We start from the raw sequence: 24,375 nt of genomic DNA, 5'->3' as shown, positions 1-24,375 counted from the left end.
ATGAATCACTAAAACCCAAAGGACGACCTTCCCTTTGGTACGTTCTCGAAGCATTGAGCGGAGCCATTGCAAGGTTTCGTGCGTAACATAAATAAAAAAAAGAAACGCCCGACATAAGTCGGGCGTTTTCCTATTAAAAGACTTGCTCGATTTCCTTTACACCAGGAACTTCTTCAAGAAGCGCACGCTCAATACCTGCTTTTAACGTAATCGTAGAACTTGGGCATGAACCGCAAGCACCTAGAAGGCGCACTTTCACAATTCCATCTTCTACGTCCACGAGCTCAACATCCCCGCCATCACGTAGCAAGAAAGGACGAAGCTTATCTAATACTTCACTAACTTGTTCAACCATTTCAGCTGTTGCCATTTCAAACAACTCCTTTCTATTATCTATTATAAGGGTGTTTTTAAAAAAAATCCATGAATCTGCTTGATTTTACGCGTATAATCAATGAATAATTGGAAAAATGGACTGTTGCTATCGTTGTTCATCCATTTACATTATAATTATTCCAGATGTAATGAATACGTGAAAGGAATGAGTATACATGAACATGACAGTGTATGGAGCAGAAGAAAAGTGTGCTAGCTGTATTCATCTTCCTAGTGCTAGAGAAACAATGGAATGGTTAGAAGCGGCTATTACAAGAAAATACCCTGAGATTGAGTTTTCGTTTACTTATGTAGATATCGATGAGCCAGGTACAAAAGAGGATCATATTTATTATGCAAATGCCATTAAAGATGATGAATATTTTTATCCATTGGTCGTAGCAGAAGGAGACGTTATAGCGGAAGGGAACCCAAGGTTAAAAGAAATATACGAAAGAATAGAGCAATGGAAAAGCAACAGAGAAGAACAGTTATAACTAAAAAAGATAGTAAGTGTCGATTGTCGACACTTACTATCTTATGAATCCTTATCAGTTTCGATAGTTTGTTCAGTTTCAAGATTTTCAACAACAGCAGGTTCCTCTGCCACGGCTGAATTTAATTCACTCTCTGTAGAAATGGATATTCTCTTTAGAGCCTTTTTACTATATTTTTTAGCCGCTTTCTTTGCCGCTTTTTTGCTCTGTTTTCTTGCTGCTCTTTTAGCCGCTTTTTTAGCCGCTTTTTTTGCTGATTTTTTTGCTAGGTCGGTAGCTTCATTTCCAGCTTCTCCAATAGTACCTTCTGCTTTTTCTAATAATTGGTTAACGATATCTTCAGTTTGCTCTAACATTTGACGAACAGCTTTTTGAGCTAATTCATCTGCTATTTGTTCTGTTTGACTTTTCAATTGTTCAATTTCAGAAATGACTGCTTCTATTTTTTTAGTAGGCGACATAGGTCCTCTATAAAATAATTGATTGCTCATGATATCACCTCCGACGATATATTGTAGTATAACTACCTAACATAGTTTATGGTTGTTTGTTCCGGAAAGTTAGCCTATTTTTACGGATATTAATGAATTCAGAAGCTGAATGGGGATTGTATCAACAAAAAAGGCAGGTGAGGGTTCTATCACCCTCATCTGCCTTTTTAAAAAAAAGAATTATTGATCGTTTCGACAAAATACATCTAATTAAGAGCCAGAATGGTATCTATACATCCATAGAACCCCACTTTTTAATACTCGAGGAACTCGCCCAAGGAGAGTTCGATCACCCATTAAGCCAAAACCATGTTTTTTTCCGAGTGAACCTAACACACCTTTTAATTTAATACGCGGTAGTTCTTCTGGTATTGATTCTCCATTCCATTGTTTCTTTAAAATGGACACAATTTGTTCTGCTTGCCCCTCAGCTAGCTGCGCACTCGGTGCGTGAGGGAGGCTAGCACAATCTCCAACGATAAAGACGTTGTCGTCATTTGGAAGAAAGTGTTGAGGTGTTAAGATGACTCTTCCTTGTTGATCTTTTTCAACGTCTAAATTACGAACGACTTCAACTGGTTGAACACCTGCTGTCCAAATGATGGCATCACATTCAATCGGTTCATCATGGTTATAAAGAATGCCATCCTCTACCTTTGTAATGTTTGATTTATTTATTACATCAACGCCATGGTCAATAAACCAGTTTTGAACATATGTGCTCAATTTACGTGGGAACATAGAAAGAATGATTTCTCCACGGTCAAACAACTTTATCGTTAAATCAGGACGGCTTTCACGAAGTTCACTTGCGAGCTCTACACCACTTAATCCAGCACCGACAATGGATACAATGCCATTTGGACGAATGTTATTTAACGTTTCGTAGGTTCTTCTCGTTTTATCCATTGTTTGGATACTATGGGTAAACTCTTGGGCACCTGGAACGTTATGATACTTATCTTCACAGCCTAAGCCTATAATCAATTTATCATAAGGAATAAAATCTCCTTCCGCGAGCTCAACTGTTTTTTCACCTAAATCTACGTTTTTTATCGTGCCGTATTTGATTGTGAGTCTAGCATCTTCAGGAAAGCTAACACGAAGGTGATGATCTGCTGCGGTACCTGCAGCCAATGCGTAGTATTCCGTTTTTAAGCAATGGTAAGGCAGGCGGTCAATTAACGTAATTTCAACATTTTCCGGTAAGCCCTCAGGTAAAAGTCGTTGTAGTACGCGCATTCCGCCATAACCGCCACCTAAAATAACGAGTTTTTTCATAAATGGATGTCCCCTTTTTTCAATAATTGCTTCAAGACTGCTTTCGACCAAAGTCATTACGTTTTCAAGTAAACGGGCTTTTGTTGGTTCTGTTGCGAACGACTTGATCCCGTGAGAAATTAAACTGTGAATAATATGAGTCCACGTGTTTATTGAAACAGTTGAATGGACTTCTCCTTGTGCTTTTGCATCTTGTAAAAGTTGATTCCAATGCGCAAAAAGTAGGGTTTGTTCTTTCAAGACATGATTCCACATTTCAATTGTTAACGAAGGGTATTGATCATAGTCTGTTAAAATAAATTGCAAATATGAGCGCAATCTAATTGAAAGTGATCTATTTTTTAAATGTGATTGTTGGACGTAAGGCATTACGGCTTGAAGTAGCTCATTTGCTAGCGATTGCATGATCGAATCTTTAGTAGGAAAGTAATTAAAAAAAGTACCTTTTGCTACCTTTGCAGCATTTGTGATTTCTTGTACAGTCGTGCGAGAAAAACCTTTTTCACGGAACAAAGCTAAAGCTGCTTGTTCAATACGCTCTTTCGTTTGTTCTTTCTTTGCTCGCTCATTCATACATGTTCTCCTTAATAAAAGTGACCTTGGTCAGTTTTGATTATAACGAGAATTAGGCAAAATAACAACAAATTTGTGAATCTTTATTGAATCGTGTTCATTGTGTGACTTTTTCTGAAAATTTCCTTTTCTTAGTAAATGTGTTGCAAATTAATTTTCGAATGAATTAGAAATTGGAGCTCTAGCAATTGACTTCTCTCACATCCGCGAGTAGCATAAAAGAAGATTGAAGAGGTGATAATATGCGTCCCATTATTGAATTTTGTCTAAGTAATTTAGCTAGCGGAACACAAAAAGCAATGGAAGAGTTAGAAAAAGATCCTAACTTAGATATCATAGAGTATGGCTGTCTTAGTAATTGCGGAAACTGTGCTGTGGAACTTTTCGCTCTAGTGAATGGTGAATATGTGTCTGGCGAAACCAATGACGAATTAGTTGAAAATATATATACGTTTATAGAAGAAAACCCAATGTTTTAAAGATAGTTCCGAAAGGGCGACTTTCCCTTTTGGAGCTATCTTTAAGCAATATCAACAAAGGCATGGAAATATTTATGAAATAGATTCGTTTAACGGGGAAGGATGTGTGGTTAGTGGATGTGATCCCATTTGTGAATACGTGGCCATATGAGCGTTTATTTGATGATATATATATACAAAATTGTCCATTTTGTCACACAGACAATGTGTTAACGAACATGAAAAAATCTGAGTTTAAACGTGCTCAAGAAGGCATAAAAACGGTCTTAATTTTGCCGTGCTGTAACGGGAAATTAACAATCCTTGAGGTCGATCAGGATTATTTTTGGACAGATAAGCAATTAAGAAGGGGTTGAAGAACATGCGGTTTACGAAAATGCATGGTTTAGGAAATAGCTATATCTATATAGACATGTTTAAACAAACGATTGAAGAGGAAAAACTTCCGCAGCTTGCAATTGAAGTAGCTGATAAAAACAAGGGAATTGGTTCTGATGGAATGATCCTCGTATGCCCATCAGAAGTGGCTCCTGTTAAGATGAGAATTTTTAATAATGATGGTTCAGAAGCGAAAAACTGTGGGAATGGTTTACGGTGTGTCGCAAAATTTGCTTACGAACATGGATATGTAAATGAAAATTCATTTGAAATTGAAACACTAGCTGGCAAAGTAAAGGCAACGGTTCATGTAGAGGGAGAACAAGTTCATAGCGTAAGTGTTGATATGGGCAAACCGATTCTGTCGAGGAATCAGATTCCTATGGTAGGAAGGGACCAAGAAAAAGTTGTAGACGAGTTATTTTTAATTGACGAGCATTCTGTTCGGGTAACCGCGGTATCAATGGGTAATCCACATGTCATTATGTTTGTAAATGAAATTCAAGAAGCTCCTGTTGAAGAGATCGGACCATCAATGGAAAAAGATGAACGGTTTCCAGATTGGGTAAATGTTGAGTTTGTTGAGGTTGTATCAGAAAGTGAAATTTATTTTCGAGTTTGGGAAAGAGGGTCTGGTATTACTCAAGCTTGTGGAACGGGTGCCTGTGCAGCAGTTGTGGCTTCTGTCTTAAATGGCTATAGCCAAAAAGGTCAGGAAGTAACGGTTCATCTACTTGGTGGAGATTTATTGATTACATGGCAGGAAAATGGACATGTAATCATGAGAGGGGCTGCCGAGGTTATTTGTGAGGGCGTTTTTGAACGCAAATAAGAGAGCCTATTTGTTTGTGATTTTTTTGACAAGTAAGTTATTAAACGTTTTCTTAAAAAGAAAAACGCTAGAACACTAGCGTTTTTTCTATTAGAGTAGAAATGGCTCCGCACTCTGCACACCTCGAGGTGTGCAGAGGCTTTGCTCATTTCATATTAGAAAAATCACTTTTTTGTATTAACTAATACGTTTTTACGATGTTGTAGAATGTATCTCTTTCTACTGGGATTTTATTTGCGCTCTTTATGAGATAAACGAGTTCCTCGCGAGTAATTCCCTGTGAAGTTAGGGCACCAACTGCATGAGAAATACGTTCTTCAATAAGAGTACCGTGAATATCGCTTGACCCAAATGTAAGTGCCATTTGCGTTAATTGAACCCCAATGTTAATCCAGTAGGCTTTAATGTGATCAAAGTTGTCTAGCATTAATCGGCTAATGGCAAGAGTGCGCATATCATCATAAGCCGTTGTACGTCGTTTAATTCCAGCATTGACACTACGAGGTTGCATCGCGAGTGGAATAAAGACCATGAAGCCGTTTGTACGATCTTGAAGTTGACGAAGGCGATCCATATGAATTAGACGTTCTTCTACTGTTTCAATCGAACCGTAAAGCATAGTAGCATGGGTTTTTAAACCAAGGTTATGAGCGATCTCATGAGCTTCTAACCATTGATCAGTTGAAGCTTTATCTGGACTCATTTTTAAACGGTAGCGTTCCGTTAAAATTTCAGCACCTCCACCAGGCAGTGTATCTAAACCAGCTTTAATCAAATCTTCTAAAACCTCTTTCATTGATAAGCCAGAAATACGGGAGAAGAATTCAATTTCAGCACCTGTATAAGCTTTGACTGTTACTTGAGGATAATGCTTCTTTAACGTACGTATGGTATCTAAGTAATAGTCGAATGGAACCTCATGGTTGTGCCCGCCGACAATGTGGAATTCACGAATGTTATCATTCCATCTTTTTTCTACGTATTCAAGTAAGGCATCACTATCCATCGTGTAAGCGCCCTCTTCACCTGGCTTTCGTTTAAATCCACAAAATCCACAGTTTGCTTCACATACATTTGTTGGGTTAATATACATGTTTTCAATGAAATAGACGTTGTCCCCATTTTTCTTATAGTTCACAGAATTAGCTAGTTGGGCGATCCCTAGTAAGTCTGGGCTATCAAATAAATATAACCCATCTTCAATTGTTAGGCGTTCACCATGATTTACTTTTTCAGCTATTGTTTGTAGCTTAGTATCGGTTAAAATTATTCCCATACGTTTTATCCTCCGTTTCTTCATCATACCGTAACATATTCTTAACTTAGATTCGACTTGTTGAAGGAATATGCTTGTTTTTATAGAAGTATATTATTAAAGATCATAAAAGTCTTTCATGTTTACCTACTATTATACTATCAGAATAAAGTTATTGAAAGAAATAGGGTTCAATTGGTAAGGTTATTCGCTTTCAAAAAAAGGAACTTATGTAAAAACATCCTATTTTACCATTTGTTATTGCGCAATTTTCCTTTCATTTGGTAAAATTGCAATATAGATGTACGGATGAGTGAATACTGTAAATGGGGGGGATGATGGGATGAACAAAGTATTGAGACAAGAAGCCTGTATGGAGAGAATTGAAGAGCTTCGTAAAAAAATGATCGCTGCAGCAGGACAGTACGGAATGAGTCATCCTATCGTGCTGCATTATAGTCAGGAATTAGATCGTGCACATAATAAAATGATATTACTAGAAGTATCAAATCCGAAAAAATGGGAACAATCATTGTCGTTCTAAACATAATTGGGTGAGCAGACATCTTGAGTTTCACCGTTTTAAAAGGTATACTGATCGTGTAACACGATTAGGAGGGGTGACATGATTACATTAACGGATGCAGCAGTAAGCCAAATTAAAGACATGATGGAAGCTGAAGGTGATCAAAGTTTAATGCTTCGAATCGGTGTAAAAGGTGGCGGCTGTAGTGGACTTTCATATGGGATGGGTTTTGATTCAGAAAAGCATGAGGAAGATACACTTTTAGATATTAATGGACTTTCCGTTTTGGTGGATAAGGAAAGCGAACCAATTGTTAAAGGATTGGTTGTAGATTACAAGCAAAACATGATGGGTGGGGGATTCACAATTGATAACCCCAATGCAATTGCATCATGTGGATGTGGCACATCATTCCGTACAGCTACAAATACGGGAACACCTGAAGAATGTTAAAGACTTACCGATAAAAAATTCAGACCTCCTAAACGAAGTAACATCTAGGAGGTCTTTTTGTTGGTTCTAAGGATGAGGAAGAACAGGACTGATAACATTCAAAACGGTATGACCTTATAGTGGACAGACCTTTTGAATTTTCAAATTCTTATTAAAATAAGCTAGTACTATGTCCTGGAAATACTTTTGCTTTTGGATCAACATATGTTTTTGCATTGTTTACAGCAGTAGGTGCTTCACCAAAGCCGGTCGCAATTAATTTCACTTTTCCTGGATATGTACAAACATCTCCAGCAGCATAAATACCTTTTCGGTTTGTTTCCATTTTTGTATTGACGATAATCGAATTTCGTTCAATTTCTAATCCCCATTCTTTAATAGGGCCAAGAGAAGAGACGAATCCAAAATTTACGATGACTGCGTCAACATCAATGGTTTGTTCAGTGTCACCTTTAATTTCTTTAATAAGCACTTGCTCGATTGCATTATCATTACCTATTAATTCTTTAATCTCAAAAGGAGTGAGGATTGTTACTTTTGATTTATTTAACAGTTCAATGCTATGTTCATGGGCACGGAATTTGTCTCTGCGATGGATGAGTGTAACCTCCTTTGCAATTGGTTCCAACATGAGTGACCAATCAACAGCAGAATCACCACCACCACAAACTAGGACGCGCTTACCAGTGAAGGCACTTATATCTTGAATGAAATAATGAAGATTTTTGCCTTCATATTGTTCAGATTTTTCAACGTCAAGTCGCCTTGGTTGAAATGCTCCAGCCCCAGCTGTAATAATTACGGCTTTTGAATTATGGCTTTCTTTATCCGTTTTTATTATGTAACTTTCATCTTCTTGTTCAATCAATTCTTGTACGGATTGTTCAAGAACGATGGTTGGATTAAATTGTCCGGCTTGTTTTTCTAAGCTGTTCACTAAGTCTTGTGCTTTAACTTTTGGAAAACCAGCTACATCATAAATGTACTTTTCAGGATAAAGCGCAGATAATTGTCCGCCTAATTGAGGCATACTCTCGATGATTTTTACTTTTGCTTGTCTCATTCCTGCATAAAAAGCTGCAAATAAGCCAGTAGGTCCACCACCAATAATGGTAATATCGTATAGTTCAGTGTCTGTCATCTTCTCCACCTCCAAAAAAGTCAAACGTCATCTTAATTATATGCACAGAACAGCGTAAAAAGAAAGGAATAGCTATGTAAGTGTATATTTTAGATGATTTCGTTTACATTATTAGCGAGTAAAGAAAAAAACTAAGGTTATTTTTAAAAAGACAGTTGAAAAAAAAGTCGAAAAGCCATAATATAAAAGAGGGTTTTGTGACTATTTTACGAAATTATTATATATAATATGCTATTATTCTAGTTACGTTCGTGAAAATAATCACAATGTTGTTTTTCGGGAGAGAATATGGTAATTAAAAATTAAAAGATGGAAGTGATTAATTTGAAGAAGCCAAATATTGTTATTCTTGGCGCAGGTTATGCGGGGATGATTACAGCATCTCGTTTAACAAAACAGTTAGGACACAACGAAGCAAACATTACATTAGTTAACAAGCACGACTATCACTATCAAACAACATGGTTACATGAACCAGCGGCCGGTACATTATCTCCAGAGCGTACTCGCATGCCAATTAACAGTGTACTTGATTTAAATAAAATTAAGTTTGTTAAAGACAGTGTTGTTGAAATTAAGCGTGAAGAAAAGAAAGTTGTCCTTGAAAATGGTGAACTTGAATTTGACTATCTAGTAGTTGGATTAGGTTCAGAAGCTGAAACATTTGGTGTGCCGGGTGTTCACGAACATGCTTTCAGCAAGTGGACTGTAAATGGTGCTCGTGAAGTAAAAGAGCACATTGAGTATATGTTTGCAAAATATAACAATACACCAGAAAAGAAGGACGAGCTTTTAACCTTTATTGTAGCTGGTGCTGGTTTCACAGGAATTGAATTCATTGGTGAACTATCAGAGCGCTTGCCATCTCTTTGCGCACATTACGATGTACCGCGTGAAAAAGTGAAAATGTATGTGATTGAAGCTGCTCCAACGGCATTACCTGGATTTGATCCTGAGTTAGTTGAATACGGAATGAATCTTCTTGAAAGTCGTGGAGTAGAATTCAAAATTAACTGTCCAATTAAAGAAGTGACAGATACAGGCGTAACCCTTGCAAGCGGTGATGAAATCAAAGCAGAAACGATTGTTTGGGCTACTGGCGTACGTGGAAGTTCTGTCATTGAAAAGTCAGGATTTGAGGCAATGCGTGGACGTATTAAAGTTGACCTTGATTTACGTGCACCAGGACATCAAGATATTTTCGTAATTGGAGACTGTGCTCTAATGATTAATGAAGAGATTAATCGTCCTTACCCTCCAACTGCACAAATTGCAATGCAAATGGCAGAAGTGTGTTCCCACAACATTACAGCACTTATTAAAGGTGACTCACTGAAAACCTTTAAACCAGATATTAAAGGAACAGTTGCTTCTCTTGGTGGAAAAGAGGCTATCGGTGTTGTCGGTACAAGAAAATTATTTGGTACATCTGCTAATTTCATGAAGAAGATGATCGATAACCGTTATTTATTCCTACTTGGCGGTCCTGGACTTGTCCTAAAAAGAGGAAAGAATCCAATGTAAATAAAATGAGAAGACGAATGCAAATTATGCATTCGTCTTTTTGTGCTTGAAAAAGTAAGGATAAGGGTAAAATAATTAGAAAGATTTAATTGTTTGCGCTTACATCAGTCCGTAAGATAACTTCACAAGGTTTTAATATTGTAAAGATTCTGATAATATTCTACTATGATGTTACACGTACAAGGGGTGGGGTTTAAGTGAAACGTCCATATACAGAAACAATTACGGATCAGTGTCCTTATTGTGAAGGAACTGGTTACTTTCAGCTGTTACTTGGTGGAAGCGAAACGTGCTATCAGTGCGAAGGGGAAGGGCAAGAGCAAAAGCAAAAGTCAGCAAAAGGGTGACTTTTCATACATTCATTTTAAGAGTGAGTTAGTATTTACTGAGTCACTCTTTTTTATATGCCAAGATACTTGGTTAATACAGGTTCATTGCCGGGCAAACAGAGAGAATTCGGTCAGATTAGATATGCCGGTTCAACGGTCGTAATTTGATCAAATAGTTCCTAGTAGCTTTCATAAAGGAGAAACTTGCCTTGGGCCATGTTTTTCTAGTTGACTTAAATCCTCAGTGTTCAGTAAACTTATAAAGAATACGGGGGTGCAAGATGTGAATTTACCACAATTAGTTATTTCAATGGTCCTTTTTCTTATTCTGTTTTTTGGAATTGGATTTTTGTTAAATATGGTTTTACGTTCAACATGGATAATGGCCTTTTTTTATCCAATCATTGTCGTATTAATTGTAGATGACGTTGGTTTTTTTGATTATTTTATTTCACCACAAGCATCATTTATGATGCTTGGATCTGATTTGGTAGCACTTCAGGTTGTGGATGTTTTAGTCTTAACAAGTGGTTTCATTGGAGCGATTATTGCTGGTGTCGTAATTAAGATGCTACGTGTAAGAGGATATCAAATGTTTTAGAGAAAAAACCTCCACTGTTGGAAGCCACTGAAAAAGGTAAAACCGAAAGGGCACTGAAAAAGTCCATCGAGGAAGCGGCAATAGCTCCGCACGTTGCGCGCCCTCTATGAGAAACCCACTCATAGCGGGCTTTAAAACCGACCTTTTTTAGTAGTACTACTGTTGTTGGTTTTTTTACTTTTTTCCTTGCTTTTTTATATGTTAACAGATAGTTATAGTGTAAATTAATATATTATTTAAATTTTCCATCAATTTATTTGTATAATTTCTCTTTTCTCTGGGGATGCTGAATCCAAGAGAGGAGTGAAATTTGTGGTAAGCTTGAAAACAGTGAGTCGTCGTCTTTTCATGACCGGCTTATTTGTAGCAGCATTTTTTACAACATTTCAAACTTTTTCTGGTGTGGGTGCAGCAGAATTGCAACAGTGGATGATGGATAACTTAGAAAATGAACGGGAAGAAGTCGTACATACAGCGAGAGACATTGCCTCTAAAGGGACTTCATTTAAAAGAAGAGCCTTACCAGCTGTAAAAACTGAAGAATTATCGATGTCTCAGGAAGTAAATTCGTTTCCAGTTTCATTAGAGGAGGCTGTTGATTGGTCGCAATATCCCTCACACAAGGTTGTAGCAACTGGCTATACTGCGGGATACGAATCAACAGGAAAAAACCCCGATCACCCGGGATATGGCATTACATTTTCAGGGGTTCAAGTGAAGCGAGATCTATATTCAACAATTGCAGCTGATCCTACGGTATATCCAATTGGGACGATCCTTTTTATTCCAGGTTATGGATATGGGGTAGTGGCAGACACTGGTTCTGCTATTAAAGGTGACAAAATTGATTTGTATTATGAAACTGTTACGGATGTATTTAATGATTGGGGCAAACAAGAAGTAGAAGTGTATCTTGTGAAAAAAGGTAACGGAAGTCTTTCAGAAGAAGATTTAATGAATTTAAATGAAGATGAGACAGTACAGGTATTTAGGAATCAAATGTTTGAGTAAGAAAAAGAAGAGGTTGGCTCTCAATTGAGCCATCCTCTTTCTTTTTCTGATATAAATGATAGCAATGGATCAATTCCATCATTAGCTGGCATATGATTAGGGTGAAGAATCGCGGCTAGTTTTTTCAACCCTAATAGCAATCGGGGCGAAGGACGGCAATATAGATCTTCTTCCAAAATGTGCACTTGATTTTCTTGTAAGGCTTGTAGTTTGTTCCAATTCGGCCGTTTCCATAGTAAATCGGCTTTGATTTTCTCTGTTTGAATGCCAACCCATGCTAAACAAATATGATCGGGATTATGATTGTATACGTCATTCCAATCAGTTTGAATGCTTGCTTTATTCGTATGAGCATAAATATTCTGACCACCAGCAAGTTGACTAATTTCTGTTAACCAATTTTGTTGACCTGGAGTGAAAACGGGTTTTGGCCACCATTCCCAATAAAGGCTTACTGGGTCAATGCCACTGGAGTGCTCTTTATATGTATTTAGAAAGTTATCGTATGCGTTGATAACTTGTTGCGCTTTTAATTGGCAGTTTGTTCTTTTACCTAGATCGAGAAAATTGTGTCTAATATCAGCTAACGAATTGGGATTATAGACAACATGGGGTATTCCTCGTTTTTGTAACTCTTCAACATTCCGTTCCATTCCAGGAACACTCAGAGAGGCGAGAACAAGCTCAGGTTCGAGTGCTTCAACATCATCGATACGAATGGATAGGTCTGGACCAAGTCGAGGCAATTGCTTAACTTGTTTTGGCCAATCAGAAAAATCGTCGACGCCAACCAAATGTTCTGTTAAACCTAGATAGGCTACTAGTTCGGTATTGCTTGGGCAAATGGAAATAAGTCTCATAGGTTATCACCTCTTTATTATTGTTTAACTTTAATGGACGATGACGTGTAGCGTAAGAGTGAGAAATATGCCAAGGAGTGCACCAAAGAATACTTCGATCGGTTGATGCCCTAAGAGTTCTTTTAGTTCTTTGCGCTTCTCAACTTCTTCTTTTTTAGGCCATGACTTCACTTCATCAACGAGTTTATTGAAGTCTGTAACAAGTTGATTAATTACTGTAGCATGATAACCTGCATGGCGTCTAACACCTGTTGCGTCAAACATGACTATGATTCCAAACACAGCAGCGATGGCAAAGACGGAAGAACCAAGTCCAAATTCGAGTGCAATGGCAGTTGACAATGCTGTAACAGCAGCTGAATGTGAACTCGGCATTCCGCCAGTACTAGTTAGCAAAGACCATTCTAATTTTCTTGTTGCGATAAAAGCAAGTGGGACTTTTACAAATTGAGCAAACCCAATTGCGAATAATGCCGCCCATAAAGGGAAGTTGTTAAATAATTCCATTGTTCAAATTACGTCCTTTCCGGTCAACCAATAATATACTTAGTTCTAATACCCTTAAATTTTTGTGTAAAACGAATAACTGGGTGAATAAGATTGTGATTTATTATATCATAAATTGCCTTCTCGTTATGTTAGTGTTCGTTAACAAATCTGATTTTATTGAATGAATATAATTTCGTAAATCGAAATAAACGGCAGAAATATGTATAATAGGAAAGGATAATAAAAAAGGGAGTGTTATGATTGTTTAAATCTTTACCAACGTTCGAAAGAAATAATGAGCATGATGTATTAGTATTCGGAATTTTTGAAGGGGAGGAATTCCCACAAGGAGCAGAAGCAGTGGACCGCTTACTTAATGATCAAGTATCGAAGCTAAAGAAAACAAAGAAAATTGCCAAACAAGGTGAAATGACAACGGTGTATCCACTTGGGAAGCTAAAGTCAGAAGCTATTTATGTTGTTGGACTCGGCAAGAAAGAAGACGTAACAACAGAATCTTTACGTGAAGCAGTAGCAAGAGTAGGTCAACAAATAAAAAAGGAAAAAAGCATTAATATCGCTTTTTTAGTTGAAAGTTTTGTGTGTGAGTCAGTTGGTGAGACTGATGTTGCTGTTTTAATAGGTGAAGGTCTTGCTCTTGGTACATATAAGGTATTAGATTACAAAGAAAAAACTAATGAAGTAGACAAGCAGCTAAAGGATGTTACTCTCTATGGTCAGGAAATAGAATTACTGCAACGGGCAGCTAATGAAGGTTATACATATGGACTAGGTACAAATCGAGCCCGTAAGCTTGTGAATACACCTGGGAATTTGATGACTCCAACGGACCTGGCTGAAGAAGCGAAGGTGCTCGCAGAAAAACACGGATTTGAATATGAAGTACTAGAGCGCAAAGAAATGGAAAAGTTGGGAATGGGAGCCTTACTTGCTGTTGCTGCAGGGAGCGATCAACCCCCTAAAATGATTGTCATAAAATATAGTGGAGACAAGCAATCCAATGAATTACTTGGTTTTGTAGGCAAAGGATTAACATTTGATTCTGGTGGAATTTCGATAAAGCCTCGTGAAAACATGCATCAAATGAAGATGGATATGGGAGGGGCAGCTGCTGTCCTTGGTGCAATGGATATTATTGGTTCTCTTAAACCAAATGTAAATGTACTTGCTGTCATTCCATCATCAGAAAATCTTTTGAACGGTTCGGCACTAAAACCAGGTGATGTGATTACATCTTTAAGTGGCAAGACAATTGAGGTAAGAAATACAGATGCTGAAGGACGATTGATTTTAGCTGATGGAATTACGTATGCAAAACAACTAGGGGCAACATCGCTCATCGATGTAGCAACACTAACGGGTGCCGTCTTAATAGCCCTTGGAGATTGTACGACTGGTGCAGTAACAAACAATGAAGAACTAATGGAAGAAATTCTAGAAGCTTCTGCTGAGACTGGTGAGTGGATTTGGCGCTTGCCCAATTACGCTCCGTATAAGAAAATGCTAAAAACGAGCGATGTAGCTGATTTAAATAATGCTCCAGGTAGATTAGCAGGAAGCATAACGGCTGGTTTATTTATCGGTGAGTTTGCTGAAGATACCCCTTGGGTTCACTTAGATATTGCGGGAACGGCTTGGCAGTCAAAGGCGACAACCTTAGGGCCATTAGGTGGGACAGGGGCAATGGCAAGAACTCTTGCACAATTAGCAGTAAATAAAGATATACAGCAATAAGTAAATTGAACGATCTAACCGAAAAAGTCATATGTATCTAGTGAAAAAAGGCAACTTATGAACTAGAAATGTGGGCTAGCGGTTAGATCTTTTTTTGTTCGCTCTTGAGTATCTGTGAATATACAAGCGTTGAGAGGAGGATTAGGCTAGATTTTCAGGGTTAGCTGGTCTGATGCGAAAATATGCAAATTTAACCAAGAACGAGCGTTTATATCACGTTTGAGCTGGGAACATTCTTCCAGTATGATGTTAGTACTTGGTGTTTTTGAACTATTTTTTAAAATTTGATAATTCAGTAAAAGGAGAGGGGGTCAATCATTGAATTTCATACGAACACTTGATAAGTGGTTAGTGAAAATAGAAGAGCAAATACTCAGTTATTCTATTATCTTAATCGCTATTATGGTTGTTGGAAATGTTATAAGTCGTGCAGTAATAGGCTCAAGCTGGGCTTTTCATCAAGAAGTAAGTCGATTTGCTGTTACGGTAGCAACCTTTATGGGGATTAGTTACGCAGCAAGAAAAGGAAGGCATATTAGTATGTCTGCCTTTTATGACATGGCTCCATTTCCTATTCGTAAAGCGCTGGCCATTATTATCCCGGCGATTACTGCCCTTATTCTCTTTACACTGTCTGTATTTGCTTATGAGTATTTCATGTCCCTTGTTGCATCTGGGCGTGTGACGACGGCGATGCAAGTACCTGTTTATTTGTTTGCTATGTTTGTACCAATAGGGTTTGTTCTTGGAGGTATTCAATTTTTACGGAATATGTGGGTGAACATTAAAGAGAAGGAAGTTTATTTGGCCCAAGAAAAGAAGGATTATTCCTAAAAGAGCTAGTTCTTTACATTTTAAACTTCCCATATAGCTTAGAAACTAAACAAAGACTGCGAGGAAACTAAAGAATGATAGCAACTATGTTAACGATCATGATCGTGCTGCTTTTATTAGGCTTCCCAATGATGATTCCGATGATGGCTGCGGCAATTGTTGTTGTAATTTTCTTCATGCCAAATATTGATCCTATGTTTTTAGTACAACAGATGATGGAAGGGATATCATCTTATGTTCTACTAGCGGTTCCGCTGTTTATCTTTGCAGCTGACATAATGTCGACGGGAAAAACATCGAAACGGCTATTAGATTTTGTAGGTGCATTTATTGGACATTTGCGTGGGGGTTATGCAATTACAACCGCAGCAGCTTGTACATTATTTGGATCCATTTCCGGATCAACTCAAGCAACGGTTGTAGCCATTGGTACACCAATGCGAAAAAGACTTTTATCAGTAGGGTACAAAGATTCAAGTGCGATTGCTTTAATTATTAATGCAAGTGATATTGCTTTACTAATTCCTCCGAGTATTGGAATGATTATTTATGCATTAGCTGCTCCTAGAGTGTCAGTAGGAGACTTATTTATAGCTGGAATTGGCCCCGGGTTACTAATATTTGCGATGTTTGCGATCTATAGTTTTATTCATGCAAAAATATTTAACATACCATTAGCACCAAAATATAGCTGGAAAGAGCGCTGGAAAGTAACAGTAAAGGCACTATTTCCATTAGGGTTTCCTGCCATTATTGTTGGGGGGATTTATTTCGGGATTTTCAGCCCGACTGAGGCAGCTGGGATATCAGTTCTTTATGCACTTATCCTTGAACTACTAATCTTTCGGACAATTAAAATACCAGATGTGCCAAAAATTGCTCTCTCAACAGGTCTCGTAACATCAGCTGTTTTTATTCTAGTTGCAGCAGGTCAAGCCTTTTCGTGGCTCATTTCATATGCGAGAATTCCACAAATGTTAACAGAGACAGTACTTGGTTCAGACCCGACAGCCTTACAAGTCTTGTTGATTGTCGCAATCTTTTTCTTCATAGGCTGTATGTTTGTTGATCCGATTGTTGTTATTTTAATTTTAACGCCGATCTTTTATCCAGCGGCTATGGCTGCTGGGGTTGATCCAATTCATTTAGGGATTGTCATTACGTTCCAAGCAGCACTTGGTTCAGCGACACCACCGTTTGGGGTTGATATATTTACCGCCAGTGCGGTGTTTAATAAATCCTATTTGGATGTTATTAAAGGCACACCGCCTTACATTGTGATGCTACTTATCGCATCGGTGTTAATTATACTATTTGAGGAAATTTCACTCTTTTTGTTGTAGTACAATCGCTACCTAGATAGAGAGGTTTCCTTAATAATAGATTAAATTTTACAGGGGGTATTTGATGTTTTTTAAGAAAAGAGGATGGAAGGCAATTGCTTTAGCAGGAGCGCTAACAATGAGTCTCGCTGCATGTGGAAGCGAAGAAGCTGGAACAGATGACGGTGCGGGAGCTGCCGATGATGGTACAAGCGATGATGGAGCAGCTACTGAATCACAAGAGACTTATAACTGGCAATTTGTAACAGAGGAAGTTCAAGGTCAAGTGCAATATGAGTATGCGGCGGAGTTTGCTGATTTGATTAATGAAAAGTCAGACGGGCAAATCAACATTGATGTTTTTGAATTTGGTGCGCTAGGTAGTGAAGTGGATCAGGTTGAGCAACTTCAAAATGGCATTGTTGAATTTGCGATTATTTCACCTGGGTTTACAGGCGGGATGGTAGCTGAAGGTCAAGTGTTTGCTCTTCAATTCCTTTTCCCAGATGATCAAGAAGTAACACAAGAAATTTTAAATACAAGTGAAGCACTACATACACATTTATCTGGTATGTACGAAGCTCATAATATTAAGCCACTTGCTTATTTCACTGAAGGGGCTATGCAGTGGACGGGAAGCAACGAACTTCGCACACCTGCTGATTTCGAAGGATTTAAAATGCGTGTACAAGAATCACCTTTAATTATGAGATCATATGAGGCGTATGGTGCAGATCCATCTCCACTTAGCTGGTCTGAATTGTATACTTCACTTGATCGTGGTGTTGTAGATGGTCAAGAAAATCCAATCTTCTTTATTGAAGATGCTTCATTCCATGAGGTACAAGATCATATGACGATTTCTAACCATAACAACTATGTAGCGATGTCAACGGTTAACCCAGACTTTTATAACGGCTTACCAGATGACATTCGTGCGTTAATTGATGAGACGGTTGAGGAAATGCAACCAAGAGTCTTTGAAATGCAAGCTGAAATGAACGAAGAATTACTAGATTCAATTATTAATAACACAGATAATCCTACAGAAGTAATTGAATTAACAGAAGAAGAACGTGAAGCATTCCGTGAATTAGCTTTACCAGTACGTGATTTCTTCCGCGATGAAGTTGTTGGTGACGAAGGTCGTGAAATGTTAGAATTACTTGAAGAAGAAATTGCAGCACACGAATAAAACAGAGAATAAGACTGTTGAGAGAAATCTCAACAGTCTTTTTTCTCTGTTTCACATAACCTGTGAACAATTAATATGTTTTACTCGCTTAATCCTTGCTTGCTTTCCTGTCTACTGTAATTACTTACTCATACGATTTTGAAATTAGGCGTTTATTTCATTGACTGTATTTTAGTATTAGTGTACTATCTAATTAGTACACTAATACTGAGAAATATGAGGAGGTAAATATGAATGCATGGGTCAGTTTATTGAAAAAAGAGTTGCGTTTAGGAATGTCAGCCTTTTTAGGGCCGATTATTACGTTTGTTATTTTAACAGTTGTTGCAGGATATATTGGTTCACGTAATGGTTTTACATGGGAAGTTGTACAAGGGGTTGCGCTTTTCGCAACTGGTTTTCAAATTTTTTATTTAGTGTATTACATGTTAACAAGTTTGCAAGCTGAGAGGAAAAATTTACATTTATGGCTTCATAGTCCGATGCCAGGGTATGGACTTTTGTTAGCAAAACTAGTTGCTGGTTTTATATCGATGTTGCTCACACTGTTTGTTACAGGAACGACCCTTTTAATAGCACTAAATCAATCCGTCCTATTTTCAGAGCACCTACAACTGATTGATGTAACGAGTGTAAGCTTTTTCGGAGGAACGCACTTAATCTTGCTCGCACTTACCTTTGGAATTTATGCTATCTTTTATTGGATGATTTTTTTATTAATAAATCGTCATTTAGGGTCATTTTTAAGTTTTCTAGCAACGATAGCGATTTTTACTTTGTTAACAACGATTTTTAACGCTTTTAAAGAAACTAGTTTGTATGGATTACTAACACAATGGGGAGAGATTCAACTTACTGGCATTACGGAGAGCATAGGTTTTTCGATGAATCTAGAAACGGGAACAGAAGTCATGACAGAAGTAGGGAATCTTAGTCTCTATCTTGGTGTTTATTTAATTGAGACAGTCATTGCCATCCTCTTATTCGTTGCAGCTTGTTGGATGCTCGACCGAAAAGTAGAGGTGTAATTTTATGACAGATACGTTCCATTCATCACAGCCCATCTATAGCCAACTTGCAGAACGGATCAAAAAACAAATATTACGTGGAGAATTGAAACCAGGTGATAAACTTCCGTCCGTACGTGAGATGGGGATACAAGCAAGCGTGAATCCGAATACGGTTCAACGAACGTACAGGGAATTAGAGGGGATGAGCATTGTGGAAACGAAACGGGGACAGGGAACCTTTGTCACTGAAAATGAGGAGATATTAGCAGTTATGCGAGAGCAATTAAAACAGGTAGAAATTTCAGAATTTGTAAAAGGCATGCATGAAATGGGTTATGGTGACGCAGAAATTGAAGCAGGGTTAAAGAGTTATTTGAAAAGCGGTAGGGAGGTGCAAGTTGATGATTAAACTAAATTTGGTAACCAAAAAATTTATCAAAAAAGTAGCATTGCGGGATGTGAATCTTGAGTTATCACCAGGGAAGATCGTTGGTCTTGTCGGCGAAAACGGTAGTGGGAAATCGACTACACTAAAATTAATTGCTGGTCTCACACACCCATCAAAAGGCACAATTACAATTAACGGCGTGAAAGTGAATCGGATAGCGACTCATGTTTCATACCTTTCGGAGCTTGATGAATATTATAGCTTTTATAACGTTGGAGAAACGATCAATTATTATGCTACGCAATTTCCTGACTTTAACAGAGAGAAAGCAGAGGAAATACGAACGTTTATGAAGTTAGACTTGAATGCGAAGCTCAAACACCTTTCAAAGGGGAATCGCGGTCGCTTGAAACTCGTATTAACTCTAGCGCGTGAAGTACCAATTATTTTAATGGATGAACCACTGTCGGGACTTGATCCTATGGTTCGTGATTCGATAGTAAAAGGTTTGATTTCCTTTATTGATCTTGAAAAACAACTTATCCTTGTGACAACTCATGAAATTAGAGATATCGAAACAATTTTGGATGAAGTCATTCTCATTAAAGATGGTAAGATTCTTGGGCATCAAAACGTTGAACAACTGCGAAGTGAACAAAACATTGGAATTGTTGAATGGATGACAAGCGCACATCAATCATAAAGCAAGCAAAGAGGGATGTTCAAAGAAAGAATGTCTCTTTTTATTATGTTAAAAATATCATTGACAGTATTTCAATATAATGATAATTTAGTTGAGTGCTTTATCATATTAGTGATTTAACAAACTAAAGGATTTGGATGTGGATTTATGAATGCCGTTTTAATTGCAGTGCTTGTTATGTTAATTCTTAGTTTAGTGCGTGTTCATGTAGTAATCGCACTTGCGATCGGTGCGTTAGTAGGAGGCCTTTTAGGTGGTTTAGGCTTTGATCAGACGGTAGACGTTTTTACTGGTGGGTTGGGAGGAAGTGCCACGGTTGCACTTAGTTATGCCCTTCTTGGTGCGTTTGCAGTTGCGATCGCTCGAACGGGATTACCAGACGTAATGGTTAATTGGGTCATTAAATTAGTAGGTCGAAATGAAGACTCAAGAAAAAAAGCATTATCAAAAGCACTCATTTTCTTTTTACTAGCACTTGTTTCTTGTTTCTCACAAAATGTTGTTCCAATTCACATTGCGTTTATACCTATATTAATTCCGCCAATCTTGAAAATATTAAATGAATTAGGTGTAGACCGGCGTGCGATTGCAACGGTTTTAACGTTTGGTTTAACAGCTCCGTATATTTTCTTGCCGTACGGATTTGGACTTATCTTTCATGAAATCGTTGCAGATAATATGGCGGAAAATGGTTTAGTCATTGTACTATCAGATATACCAAAGGCGATGGCATTGCCAACACTAGGGCTTGTTGCAGGGTTGCTCATTGCTATTTTTATTACGTATCGGAAAAGTAGACAGTATGAAGATCGCAATATTGTAGGGGTTCAGGCCAATCAGCACCAATTTACAAAATGGTCGGTTGGATCTGCTGTTATCTCGATCATTGCAACACTTGTTGTTCAACAACTATCAGAATCTATGATTATTGCAGCACTTGCTGGTCTCGTTGTTCTACTTGTAAGTGGTTCGCTACAGTGGAAGGAAGCAGATGGTGTGGTGACAGAAGGGATGAAAATGATGGCATTTATCTCCTTCGTAATGTTGGCAGCATCAGGATTTGCAGCAGTAATACGTGAGACCGGACATGTTGAGTTACTCGTCACGCAAGCGTCAACGATCGTTGGCGAAAGCCAAGCGGCAGCAGCTCTTCTTATGCTTGTCATAGGGTTATTTATTACAATGGGAATTGGATCATCGTTTGCGACGATTCCCATTATTGCTACGTTATTCGTACCACTTGGTCTAGCGGCTGGTTTCTCACCGCTTGCGATTATTGCCTTAATAGGAACGGCTGGAGCTCTAGGAGATGCAGGGGCACCTGCTTCAGATAGTACTCTAGGGCCAACGGCAGGTTTAAATGCAGACGGACAACATAACCATATTTGGGATACATGTGTGCCGACCTTTTTACACTTTAATATCCCGCTATTTCTATTTGGGTGGTTAGCATCAATGATACTATAAAAGAAAAAAGAGATTCATTGAAAAAGGTCGGTTTTGGAGGCCACTGAAAAAGTCATCGAGGAAGCGGAAATGGCTCCGCACGTTGCGCGCCCGCGGATTGAGAAACCTACTCATAGCGGGCTTTAAAACAAGGAAACGACTACGCTTATTGCTTTTTCAGTGGCCTTCGGTTTTGACTTTTTTAGTGGTCTCTTTTTAATTAATTCATAATCATTGTCATTATTTGAAACCTTTTCCATCTTTTGCGCGTCTAATATGATAGAGATTACTAGAGGTGAGAGAGATATGAAAAAGTGGATAGTTGGTTTCGGGTTAATCAGTGTATTGCTAACAGGGTGTCATCAACAAGAAATAGATGAAAATGCTGTTCTCTCCTTCTATGATGAATTTTTCACACAGGTACATGAATTATTTGCCTATCACATGCTTGATGATGAAGGCTATTTTAACAAAAGGTATCATACGGATGAGTCAATACGTTTACTACTCGAGGAGTTTATGACAGACGAGGGAATGATTAACTTATTAAATGAGCTTTATGTTGAGAATGATGGAAAATATTTTTACAAGGATCAGTTCCAATCTTTTTTGCGGGAGAGTGAAGCGTCCTATTACGAAGTAACACGGAAAACGGTGTTTAACCCTGGGGTGCGTATGATTGTAAGTGAAGATTTACATATACATGAGTCTGCAACAGGAGAAATTGTAATTGTTGCTGATAATGTTCCGGTTCAATTTTATTCTGAAGATAGTTCTTATGGACAAAGTCAATTTGGAAAGTTAGGATACCCACCTATTGACCATGTTAGTTTAACTGTATCAATCGTTAAAGAAAAAGAAAATTATCGAATTAATAATGTAGAGGTACAATCTTAAAAGAGGGGTTACCAAAGGTGAAATGCAACCTTTCGGTAACCCCTCTTACTATGCAGCGTGATTGGATACTTTTCCTCGGCGTCTGTTTACTGTGTGATAAATCCTTGATGAAAGAATTGCAGCAAAAATGGTAAGAACTACATCTTTCACTGCAGGTGCAACCATCCAAGCCCATACGACTTGGTAACTGACTGCTTCAATTCCTGTAAGGAATTGAAATGCGAAATACATATAATGAGTACCCACCACATAGTTAATAATAAGACCTACAAAACAAGAAATTATGAAAGTTGGCAATACCTTTTTCTTGCTTTTTTCAATAATCAGACCTGTAATAAAAGCAACAAGAATAAAGGAAAGTAGGAAGCCGAATGTCGGACTAACAAGCGTTCTAAGCCCTCCTGAAAATTGCGAGAAAACAGGAAATCCAACAAGTCCAACTAATAAATAAACAATGATTGCTAAAGAGCCTAAGCGACTTCCGAGTAAAGCTCCAGCTAAAATAGCAAAAAGGGTTTGCATGGTAATAGGAACGGAACCGATTACAAGGAATGAAGTAATATTGGCTCCAATTGCCATTAATGCTGCGAACATGGCAACTAATACTAGATCAACGGTACGAATGTTCGTTTTTTTACCGGACATTTGTTCACCTCTTTTGTGAATTTGGTTAACATTAGATTAATTAGGAATTGTAAGTATGTCAATATGTTTTTGTGAGGTGGTTAACATTTAAGTGGGCTGTGTACAGTAGCATGGTAATCGAGCTATAATAGTGTTGTTAAAAAAGTGTGTTTATCATTTAAGCTTATGGAAGTAGAGAAGGGGGAATTATGATGATTGAACGTCCTGCTGGTTTTTGGGTTCGGCTCGGAGCAAGTATTCTTGATGGGCTACTGATAAGTGGTTCGCTCTTTATTATTGCAGCATTAATTAATTTAAGCTCCGATACGAGAGATATTTTAGATGGGATAATTAATGTGCTGTATTCATTATTACTTCCGATATTCTGGTATGGATACTCGGTTGGAAAACGAATGCTTGGTATTCGCATTGTGAAATTAGATGGAAGTAACGTTACATTTGGTACGATGCTCTTACGTGTGATCGTTGCGGGCTTTGTTTATGTGATTACGTTAGGTATCGCATTTATTGTCAGTATCTTCATGGTTGCTTTTCGAAAAGACAAGAGAAGCATTCATGATATGATAGCGAACACATACGTAACCTATCAAAAGCCAGAAGAAGTCAATCCATATCAAGAGTCGTAATGCTCGTGTGAGTAAGAATAGAATATACGTAAAGTTGAGTAATGGCTTCGCACGTTGCAAGCCTTTTAGGAAAAAACACTCCTAAAAGGCTTAAAATCATAGCAACGGCTTTGCTCATTGCTTCCCAAAGACGGCCATGCCGTCTTTTATTTTATTTTACTGCTTCTTTTAATTGCTTTCCTGCTTTAAACGCTGGTGTTTTTGTTGCGGCAATATCAATTTCCTCACCAGTTTGTGGGTTACGACCTTTTCTAGCCGCGCGCTCGCGGACTTCGAAGTTTCCAAAGCCAATCAGTTGAACAGTTTCCCCTTTAGACATAGACTCTCCAATTAAATCAAATACAGCGTTGACGGCACTCCCGGCATCTTTTTTCGATAATTGTGTGCGTTCTGCAACAGCTTGCACAAGTTCTGTTTTATTCATTTCCTTGTCATCTCCTCATTCTTTGATTCACCATG

29 protein-coding genes are annotated in these 24,375 nt (G+C 38.0%); 20 read left to right on the top strand and 9 right to left on the bottom strand.

Annotation, left to right across the window (positions count from 1 at the left end):
• Window positions 1-133: 133 nt before the first annotated feature.
• On the bottom strand, window positions 134-370 hold the full coding sequence (locus SLH51_RS15650) for a NifU family protein (protein WP_035661217.1): 237 nt from the start codon (window positions 368-370) through the stop codon (window positions 134-136).
• 181 nt (window positions 371-551) lie between these two features.
• Between SLH51_RS15650 and SLH51_RS15645 the strand changes: the two genes are divergently transcribed.
• The gene (locus SLH51_RS15645; RefSeq protein ID WP_335962294.1) at window positions 552-872 is read left to right on the top strand and encodes a YuzD family protein; all 321 of its coding nucleotides are present in this window, start codon (window positions 552-554) and stop codon (window positions 870-872) included.
• A 41-nt stretch (window positions 873-913) separates the two neighbouring features.
• Here the strand turns inward: SLH51_RS15645 and SLH51_RS15640 are convergent, their stop codons facing one another.
• The gene (locus SLH51_RS15640) at window positions 914-1,363 is read right to left on the bottom strand and encodes a hypothetical protein (RefSeq protein ID WP_335962293.1); all 450 of its coding nucleotides are present in this window, start codon (window positions 1,361-1,363) and stop codon (window positions 914-916) included.
• A 210-nt stretch (window positions 1,364-1,573) separates the two neighbouring features.
• The gene (locus tag SLH51_RS15635) at window positions 1,574-3,217 is read right to left on the bottom strand and encodes an FAD-dependent oxidoreductase (RefSeq protein ID WP_335962292.1); all 1,644 of its coding nucleotides are present in this window, start codon (window positions 3,215-3,217) and stop codon (window positions 1,574-1,576) included.
• A gap of 242 nt (window positions 3,218-3,459) precedes the next feature.
• Between SLH51_RS15635 and SLH51_RS15630 the strand changes: the two genes are divergently transcribed.
• From SLH51_RS15630 to dapF, 3 genes are all read left to right on the top strand, one after another.
• Entirely contained in the window at window positions 3,460-3,696 is a 237-nt protein-coding gene (locus SLH51_RS15630) for a YuzB family protein (RefSeq protein ID WP_335962291.1), read from the top strand.
• Between the two features lie 113 nt (window positions 3,697-3,809).
• On the top strand, window positions 3,810-4,052 hold the full coding sequence (locus SLH51_RS15625) for a hypothetical protein (protein WP_335962295.1): 243 nt from the start codon (window positions 3,810-3,812) through the stop codon (window positions 4,050-4,052).
• The gene (gene dapF / locus SLH51_RS15620; protein ID WP_335962290.1) at window positions 4,049-4,906 is read left to right on the top strand and encodes a diaminopimelate epimerase; all 858 of its coding nucleotides are present in this window, start codon (window positions 4,049-4,051) and stop codon (window positions 4,904-4,906) included. The genes SLH51_RS15625 and dapF overlap by 4 nt, the downstream gene beginning before the upstream one ends.
• A 181-nt stretch (window positions 4,907-5,087) precedes the next feature.
• Here the strand turns inward: dapF and mqnE are convergent, their stop codons facing one another.
• Window positions 5,088-6,182 carry an aminofutalosine synthase MqnE gene (mqnE, locus tag SLH51_RS15615; protein WP_335962289.1) on the bottom strand — a complete coding sequence of 365 codons (1,095 nt, stop codon included), beginning with the start codon at window positions 6,180-6,182 and terminating at the stop codon, window positions 5,088-5,090.
• A 322-nt stretch (window positions 6,183-6,504) separates the two neighbouring features.
• Between mqnE and SLH51_RS15610 the strand changes: the two genes are divergently transcribed.
• Window positions 6,505-6,705 carry an aspartyl-phosphate phosphatase Spo0E family protein gene (locus SLH51_RS15610; RefSeq protein WP_335962288.1) on the top strand — a complete coding sequence of 67 codons (201 nt, stop codon included), beginning with the start codon at window positions 6,505-6,507 and terminating at the stop codon, window positions 6,703-6,705.
• Window positions 6,706-6,786: 81 nt separating this feature from the next.
• Complete coding sequence (locus SLH51_RS15605; RefSeq protein WP_335962287.1) at window positions 6,787-7,140, top strand: HesB/IscA family protein; 354 nt, start codon at window positions 6,787-6,789, stop codon at window positions 7,138-7,140.
• Between the two features lie 151 nt (window positions 7,141-7,291).
• On the opposite strand, the gene SLH51_RS15600 is transcribed toward SLH51_RS15605, so the two are convergent.
• Window positions 7,292-8,281 carry an NAD(P)/FAD-dependent oxidoreductase gene (locus SLH51_RS15600; protein ID WP_335962286.1) on the bottom strand — a complete coding sequence of 330 codons (990 nt, stop codon included), beginning with the start codon at window positions 8,279-8,281 and terminating at the stop codon, window positions 7,292-7,294.
• Between the two features lie 324 nt (window positions 8,282-8,605).
• On the opposite strand from SLH51_RS15600, the gene SLH51_RS15595 reads away from it, so the two are divergent.
• From SLH51_RS15595 to SLH51_RS15580, 4 genes are all read left to right on the top strand, one after another.
• Window positions 8,606-9,805, top strand: a complete 1,200-nt coding sequence (locus SLH51_RS15595; protein WP_335962285.1) for an NAD(P)/FAD-dependent oxidoreductase — start codon at window positions 8,606-8,608, stop codon at window positions 9,803-9,805.
• Window positions 9,806-10,002: 197 nt separating this feature from the next.
• A complete protein-coding gene (locus SLH51_RS15590; protein WP_335962284.1) occupies window positions 10,003-10,152 on the top strand; it encodes a YuiA family protein in 150 nt (49 codons plus the stop codon).
• 265 nt (window positions 10,153-10,417) lie between these two features.
• Entirely contained in the window at window positions 10,418-10,735 is a 318-nt protein-coding gene (locus SLH51_RS15585) for a YuiB family protein (protein WP_335962283.1), read from the top strand.
• A gap of 312 nt (window positions 10,736-11,047) precedes the next feature.
• Entirely contained in the window at window positions 11,048-11,746 is a 699-nt protein-coding gene (locus tag SLH51_RS15580; protein ID WP_335962282.1) for a 3D domain-containing protein, read from the top strand.
• A gap of 20 nt (window positions 11,747-11,766) precedes the next feature.
• On the opposite strand, the gene SLH51_RS15575 is transcribed toward SLH51_RS15580, so the two are convergent.
• Both SLH51_RS15575 and SLH51_RS15570 read right to left on the bottom strand, forming a co-directional pair.
• Window positions 11,767-12,606: a cobalamin-binding protein gene (locus SLH51_RS15575; protein ID WP_335962281.1), complete on the bottom strand. Its 840-nt coding sequence runs from the start codon at window positions 12,604-12,606 to the stop codon at window positions 11,767-11,769.
• 30 nt (window positions 12,607-12,636) lie between these two features.
• On the bottom strand, window positions 12,637-13,113 hold the full coding sequence (locus tag SLH51_RS15570; RefSeq protein ID WP_335962280.1) for a divergent PAP2 family protein: 477 nt from the start codon (window positions 13,111-13,113) through the stop codon (window positions 12,637-12,639).
• Between the two features lie 243 nt (window positions 13,114-13,356).
• On the opposite strand from SLH51_RS15570, the gene SLH51_RS15565 reads away from it, so the two are divergent.
• From SLH51_RS15565 to SLH51_RS15525, 9 genes are all read left to right on the top strand, one after another.
• On the top strand, window positions 13,357-14,850 hold the full coding sequence (locus SLH51_RS15565; protein ID WP_335962279.1) for a leucyl aminopeptidase: 1,494 nt from the start codon (window positions 13,357-13,359) through the stop codon (window positions 14,848-14,850).
• Between the two features lie 318 nt (window positions 14,851-15,168).
• Window positions 15,169-15,684, top strand: a complete 516-nt coding sequence (locus tag SLH51_RS15560) for a TRAP transporter small permease (protein ID WP_335962278.1) — start codon at window positions 15,169-15,171, stop codon at window positions 15,682-15,684.
• A gap of 74 nt (window positions 15,685-15,758) precedes the next feature.
• Window positions 15,759-17,027, top strand: coding sequence for a TRAP transporter large permease (locus SLH51_RS15555; RefSeq protein ID WP_335962277.1), 1,269 nt, complete (start codon window positions 15,759-15,761; stop codon window positions 17,025-17,027).
• 64 nt (window positions 17,028-17,091) lie between these two features.
• Entirely contained in the window at window positions 17,092-18,201 is a 1,110-nt protein-coding gene (locus SLH51_RS15550; RefSeq protein WP_335962276.1) for a DctP family TRAP transporter solute-binding subunit, read from the top strand.
• Window positions 18,202-18,431: 230 nt separating this feature from the next.
• Window positions 18,432-19,229, top strand: a complete 798-nt coding sequence (locus SLH51_RS15545) for a hypothetical protein (RefSeq protein WP_335962275.1) — start codon at window positions 18,432-18,434, stop codon at window positions 19,227-19,229.
• Between the two features lie 4 nt (window positions 19,230-19,233).
• Window positions 19,234-19,620: a GntR family transcriptional regulator gene (locus SLH51_RS15540; RefSeq protein WP_335962274.1), complete on the top strand. Its 387-nt coding sequence runs from the start codon at window positions 19,234-19,236 to the stop codon at window positions 19,618-19,620.
• On the top strand, window positions 19,613-20,302 hold the full coding sequence (locus tag SLH51_RS15535) for an ABC transporter ATP-binding protein (protein WP_335962273.1): 690 nt from the start codon (window positions 19,613-19,615) through the stop codon (window positions 20,300-20,302). The genes SLH51_RS15540 and SLH51_RS15535 overlap by 8 nt, the downstream gene beginning before the upstream one ends.
• 147 nt (window positions 20,303-20,449) lie before the next feature.
• Entirely contained in the window at window positions 20,450-21,769 is a 1,320-nt protein-coding gene (locus tag SLH51_RS15530) for a Na+/H+ antiporter family protein (protein WP_335962272.1), read from the top strand.
• A 285-nt stretch (window positions 21,770-22,054) separates the two neighbouring features.
• Window positions 22,055-22,645 carry a hypothetical protein gene (locus SLH51_RS15525; protein ID WP_335962271.1) on the top strand — a complete coding sequence of 197 codons (591 nt, stop codon included), beginning with the start codon at window positions 22,055-22,057 and terminating at the stop codon, window positions 22,643-22,645.
• 48 nt (window positions 22,646-22,693) lie between these two features.
• On the opposite strand, the gene SLH51_RS15520 is transcribed toward SLH51_RS15525, so the two are convergent.
• A complete protein-coding gene (locus SLH51_RS15520; protein WP_335962270.1) occupies window positions 22,694-23,290 on the bottom strand; it encodes a biotin transporter BioY in 597 nt (198 codons plus the stop codon).
• 188 nt (window positions 23,291-23,478) lie between these two features.
• Between SLH51_RS15520 and SLH51_RS15515 the strand changes: the two genes are divergently transcribed.
• Complete coding sequence (locus SLH51_RS15515) at window positions 23,479-23,916, top strand: RDD family protein (protein WP_335962269.1); 438 nt, start codon at window positions 23,479-23,481, stop codon at window positions 23,914-23,916.
• Window positions 23,917-24,067: 151 nt separating this feature from the next.
• On the opposite strand, the gene SLH51_RS15510 is transcribed toward SLH51_RS15515, so the two are convergent.
• Window positions 24,068-24,340, bottom strand: coding sequence for an HU family DNA-binding protein (locus tag SLH51_RS15510; RefSeq protein ID WP_335962268.1), 273 nt, complete (start codon window positions 24,338-24,340; stop codon window positions 24,068-24,070).
• Window positions 24,341-24,375: the final 35 nt, after the last annotated feature.

It is taken from the genome of Halalkalibacter kiskunsagensis, from assembly GCF_037027555.1.
Lineage (GTDB): Bacteria > Bacillota > Bacilli > Bacillales > Bacillaceae_D > Halalkalibacter > Halalkalibacter kiskunsagensis.
The sequence above is the reverse complement of the archived record's forward strand: the minus strand, read 5'-3'. Positions and strand labels throughout refer to the sequence as shown.

What these genes read in the sequence shown, in the direction of transcription:
- SLH51_RS15650 (WP_035661217.1), bottom strand. Translation starts at nt 370, where the DNA reads ATGGCAACAGCTGAAATGGTTGAACAAGTTAGTGAAGTATTAGATAAG.
- SLH51_RS15645 (WP_335962294.1), top strand. Translation starts at nt 552, where the DNA reads ATGAACATGACAGTGTATGGAGCAGAAGAAAAGTGTGCTAGCTGTATT.
- SLH51_RS15640 (WP_335962293.1), bottom strand. Translation starts at nt 1,363, where the DNA reads ATGAGCAATCAATTATTTTATAGAGGACCTATGTCGCCTACTAAAAAA.
- SLH51_RS15635 (WP_335962292.1), bottom strand. Translation starts at nt 3,217, where the DNA reads ATGAATGAGCGAGCAAAGAAAGAACAAACGAAAGAGCGTATTGAACAA.
- SLH51_RS15630 (WP_335962291.1), top strand. Translation starts at nt 3,460, where the DNA reads ATGCGTCCCATTATTGAATTTTGTCTAAGTAATTTAGCTAGCGGAACA.
- mqnE (WP_335962289.1), bottom strand. Translation starts at nt 6,182, where the DNA reads ATGGGAATAATTTTAACCGATACTAAGCTACAAACAATAGCTGAAAAA.
- SLH51_RS15610 (WP_335962288.1), top strand. Translation starts at nt 6,505, where the DNA reads ATGAACAAAGTATTGAGACAAGAAGCCTGTATGGAGAGAATTGAAGAG.
- SLH51_RS15605 (WP_335962287.1), top strand. Translation starts at nt 6,787, where the DNA reads ATGATTACATTAACGGATGCAGCAGTAAGCCAAATTAAAGACATGATG.
- SLH51_RS15600 (WP_335962286.1), bottom strand. Translation starts at nt 8,281, where the DNA reads ATGACAGACACTGAACTATACGATATTACCATTATTGGTGGTGGACCT.
- SLH51_RS15575 (WP_335962281.1), bottom strand. Translation starts at nt 12,606, where the DNA reads ATGAGACTTATTTCCATTTGCCCAAGCAATACCGAACTAGTAGCCTAT.
- SLH51_RS15570 (WP_335962280.1), bottom strand. Translation starts at nt 13,113, where the DNA reads ATGGAATTATTTAACAACTTCCCTTTATGGGCGGCATTATTCGCAATT.
- SLH51_RS15555 (WP_335962277.1), top strand. Translation starts at nt 15,759, where the DNA reads ATGATAGCAACTATGTTAACGATCATGATCGTGCTGCTTTTATTAGGC.
- SLH51_RS15550 (WP_335962276.1), top strand. Translation starts at nt 17,092, where the DNA reads ATGTTTTTTAAGAAAAGAGGATGGAAGGCAATTGCTTTAGCAGGAGCG.
- SLH51_RS15545 (WP_335962275.1), top strand. Translation starts at nt 18,432, where the DNA reads ATGAATGCATGGGTCAGTTTATTGAAAAAAGAGTTGCGTTTAGGAATG.
- SLH51_RS15540 (WP_335962274.1), top strand. Translation starts at nt 19,234, where the DNA reads ATGACAGATACGTTCCATTCATCACAGCCCATCTATAGCCAACTTGCA.
- SLH51_RS15535 (WP_335962273.1), top strand. Translation starts at nt 19,613, where the DNA reads ATGATTAAACTAAATTTGGTAACCAAAAAATTTATCAAAAAAGTAGCA.
- SLH51_RS15530 (WP_335962272.1), top strand. Translation starts at nt 20,450, where the DNA reads ATGAATGCCGTTTTAATTGCAGTGCTTGTTATGTTAATTCTTAGTTTA.
- SLH51_RS15525 (WP_335962271.1), top strand. Translation starts at nt 22,055, where the DNA reads ATGAAAAAGTGGATAGTTGGTTTCGGGTTAATCAGTGTATTGCTAACA.
- SLH51_RS15520 (WP_335962270.1), bottom strand. Translation starts at nt 23,290, where the DNA reads ATGTCCGGTAAAAAAACGAACATTCGTACCGTTGATCTAGTATTAGTT.
- SLH51_RS15515 (WP_335962269.1), top strand. Translation starts at nt 23,479, where the DNA reads ATGATGATTGAACGTCCTGCTGGTTTTTGGGTTCGGCTCGGAGCAAGT.
- SLH51_RS15510 (WP_335962268.1), bottom strand. Translation starts at nt 24,340, where the DNA reads ATGAATAAAACAGAACTTGTGCAAGCTGTTGCAGAACGCACACAATTA.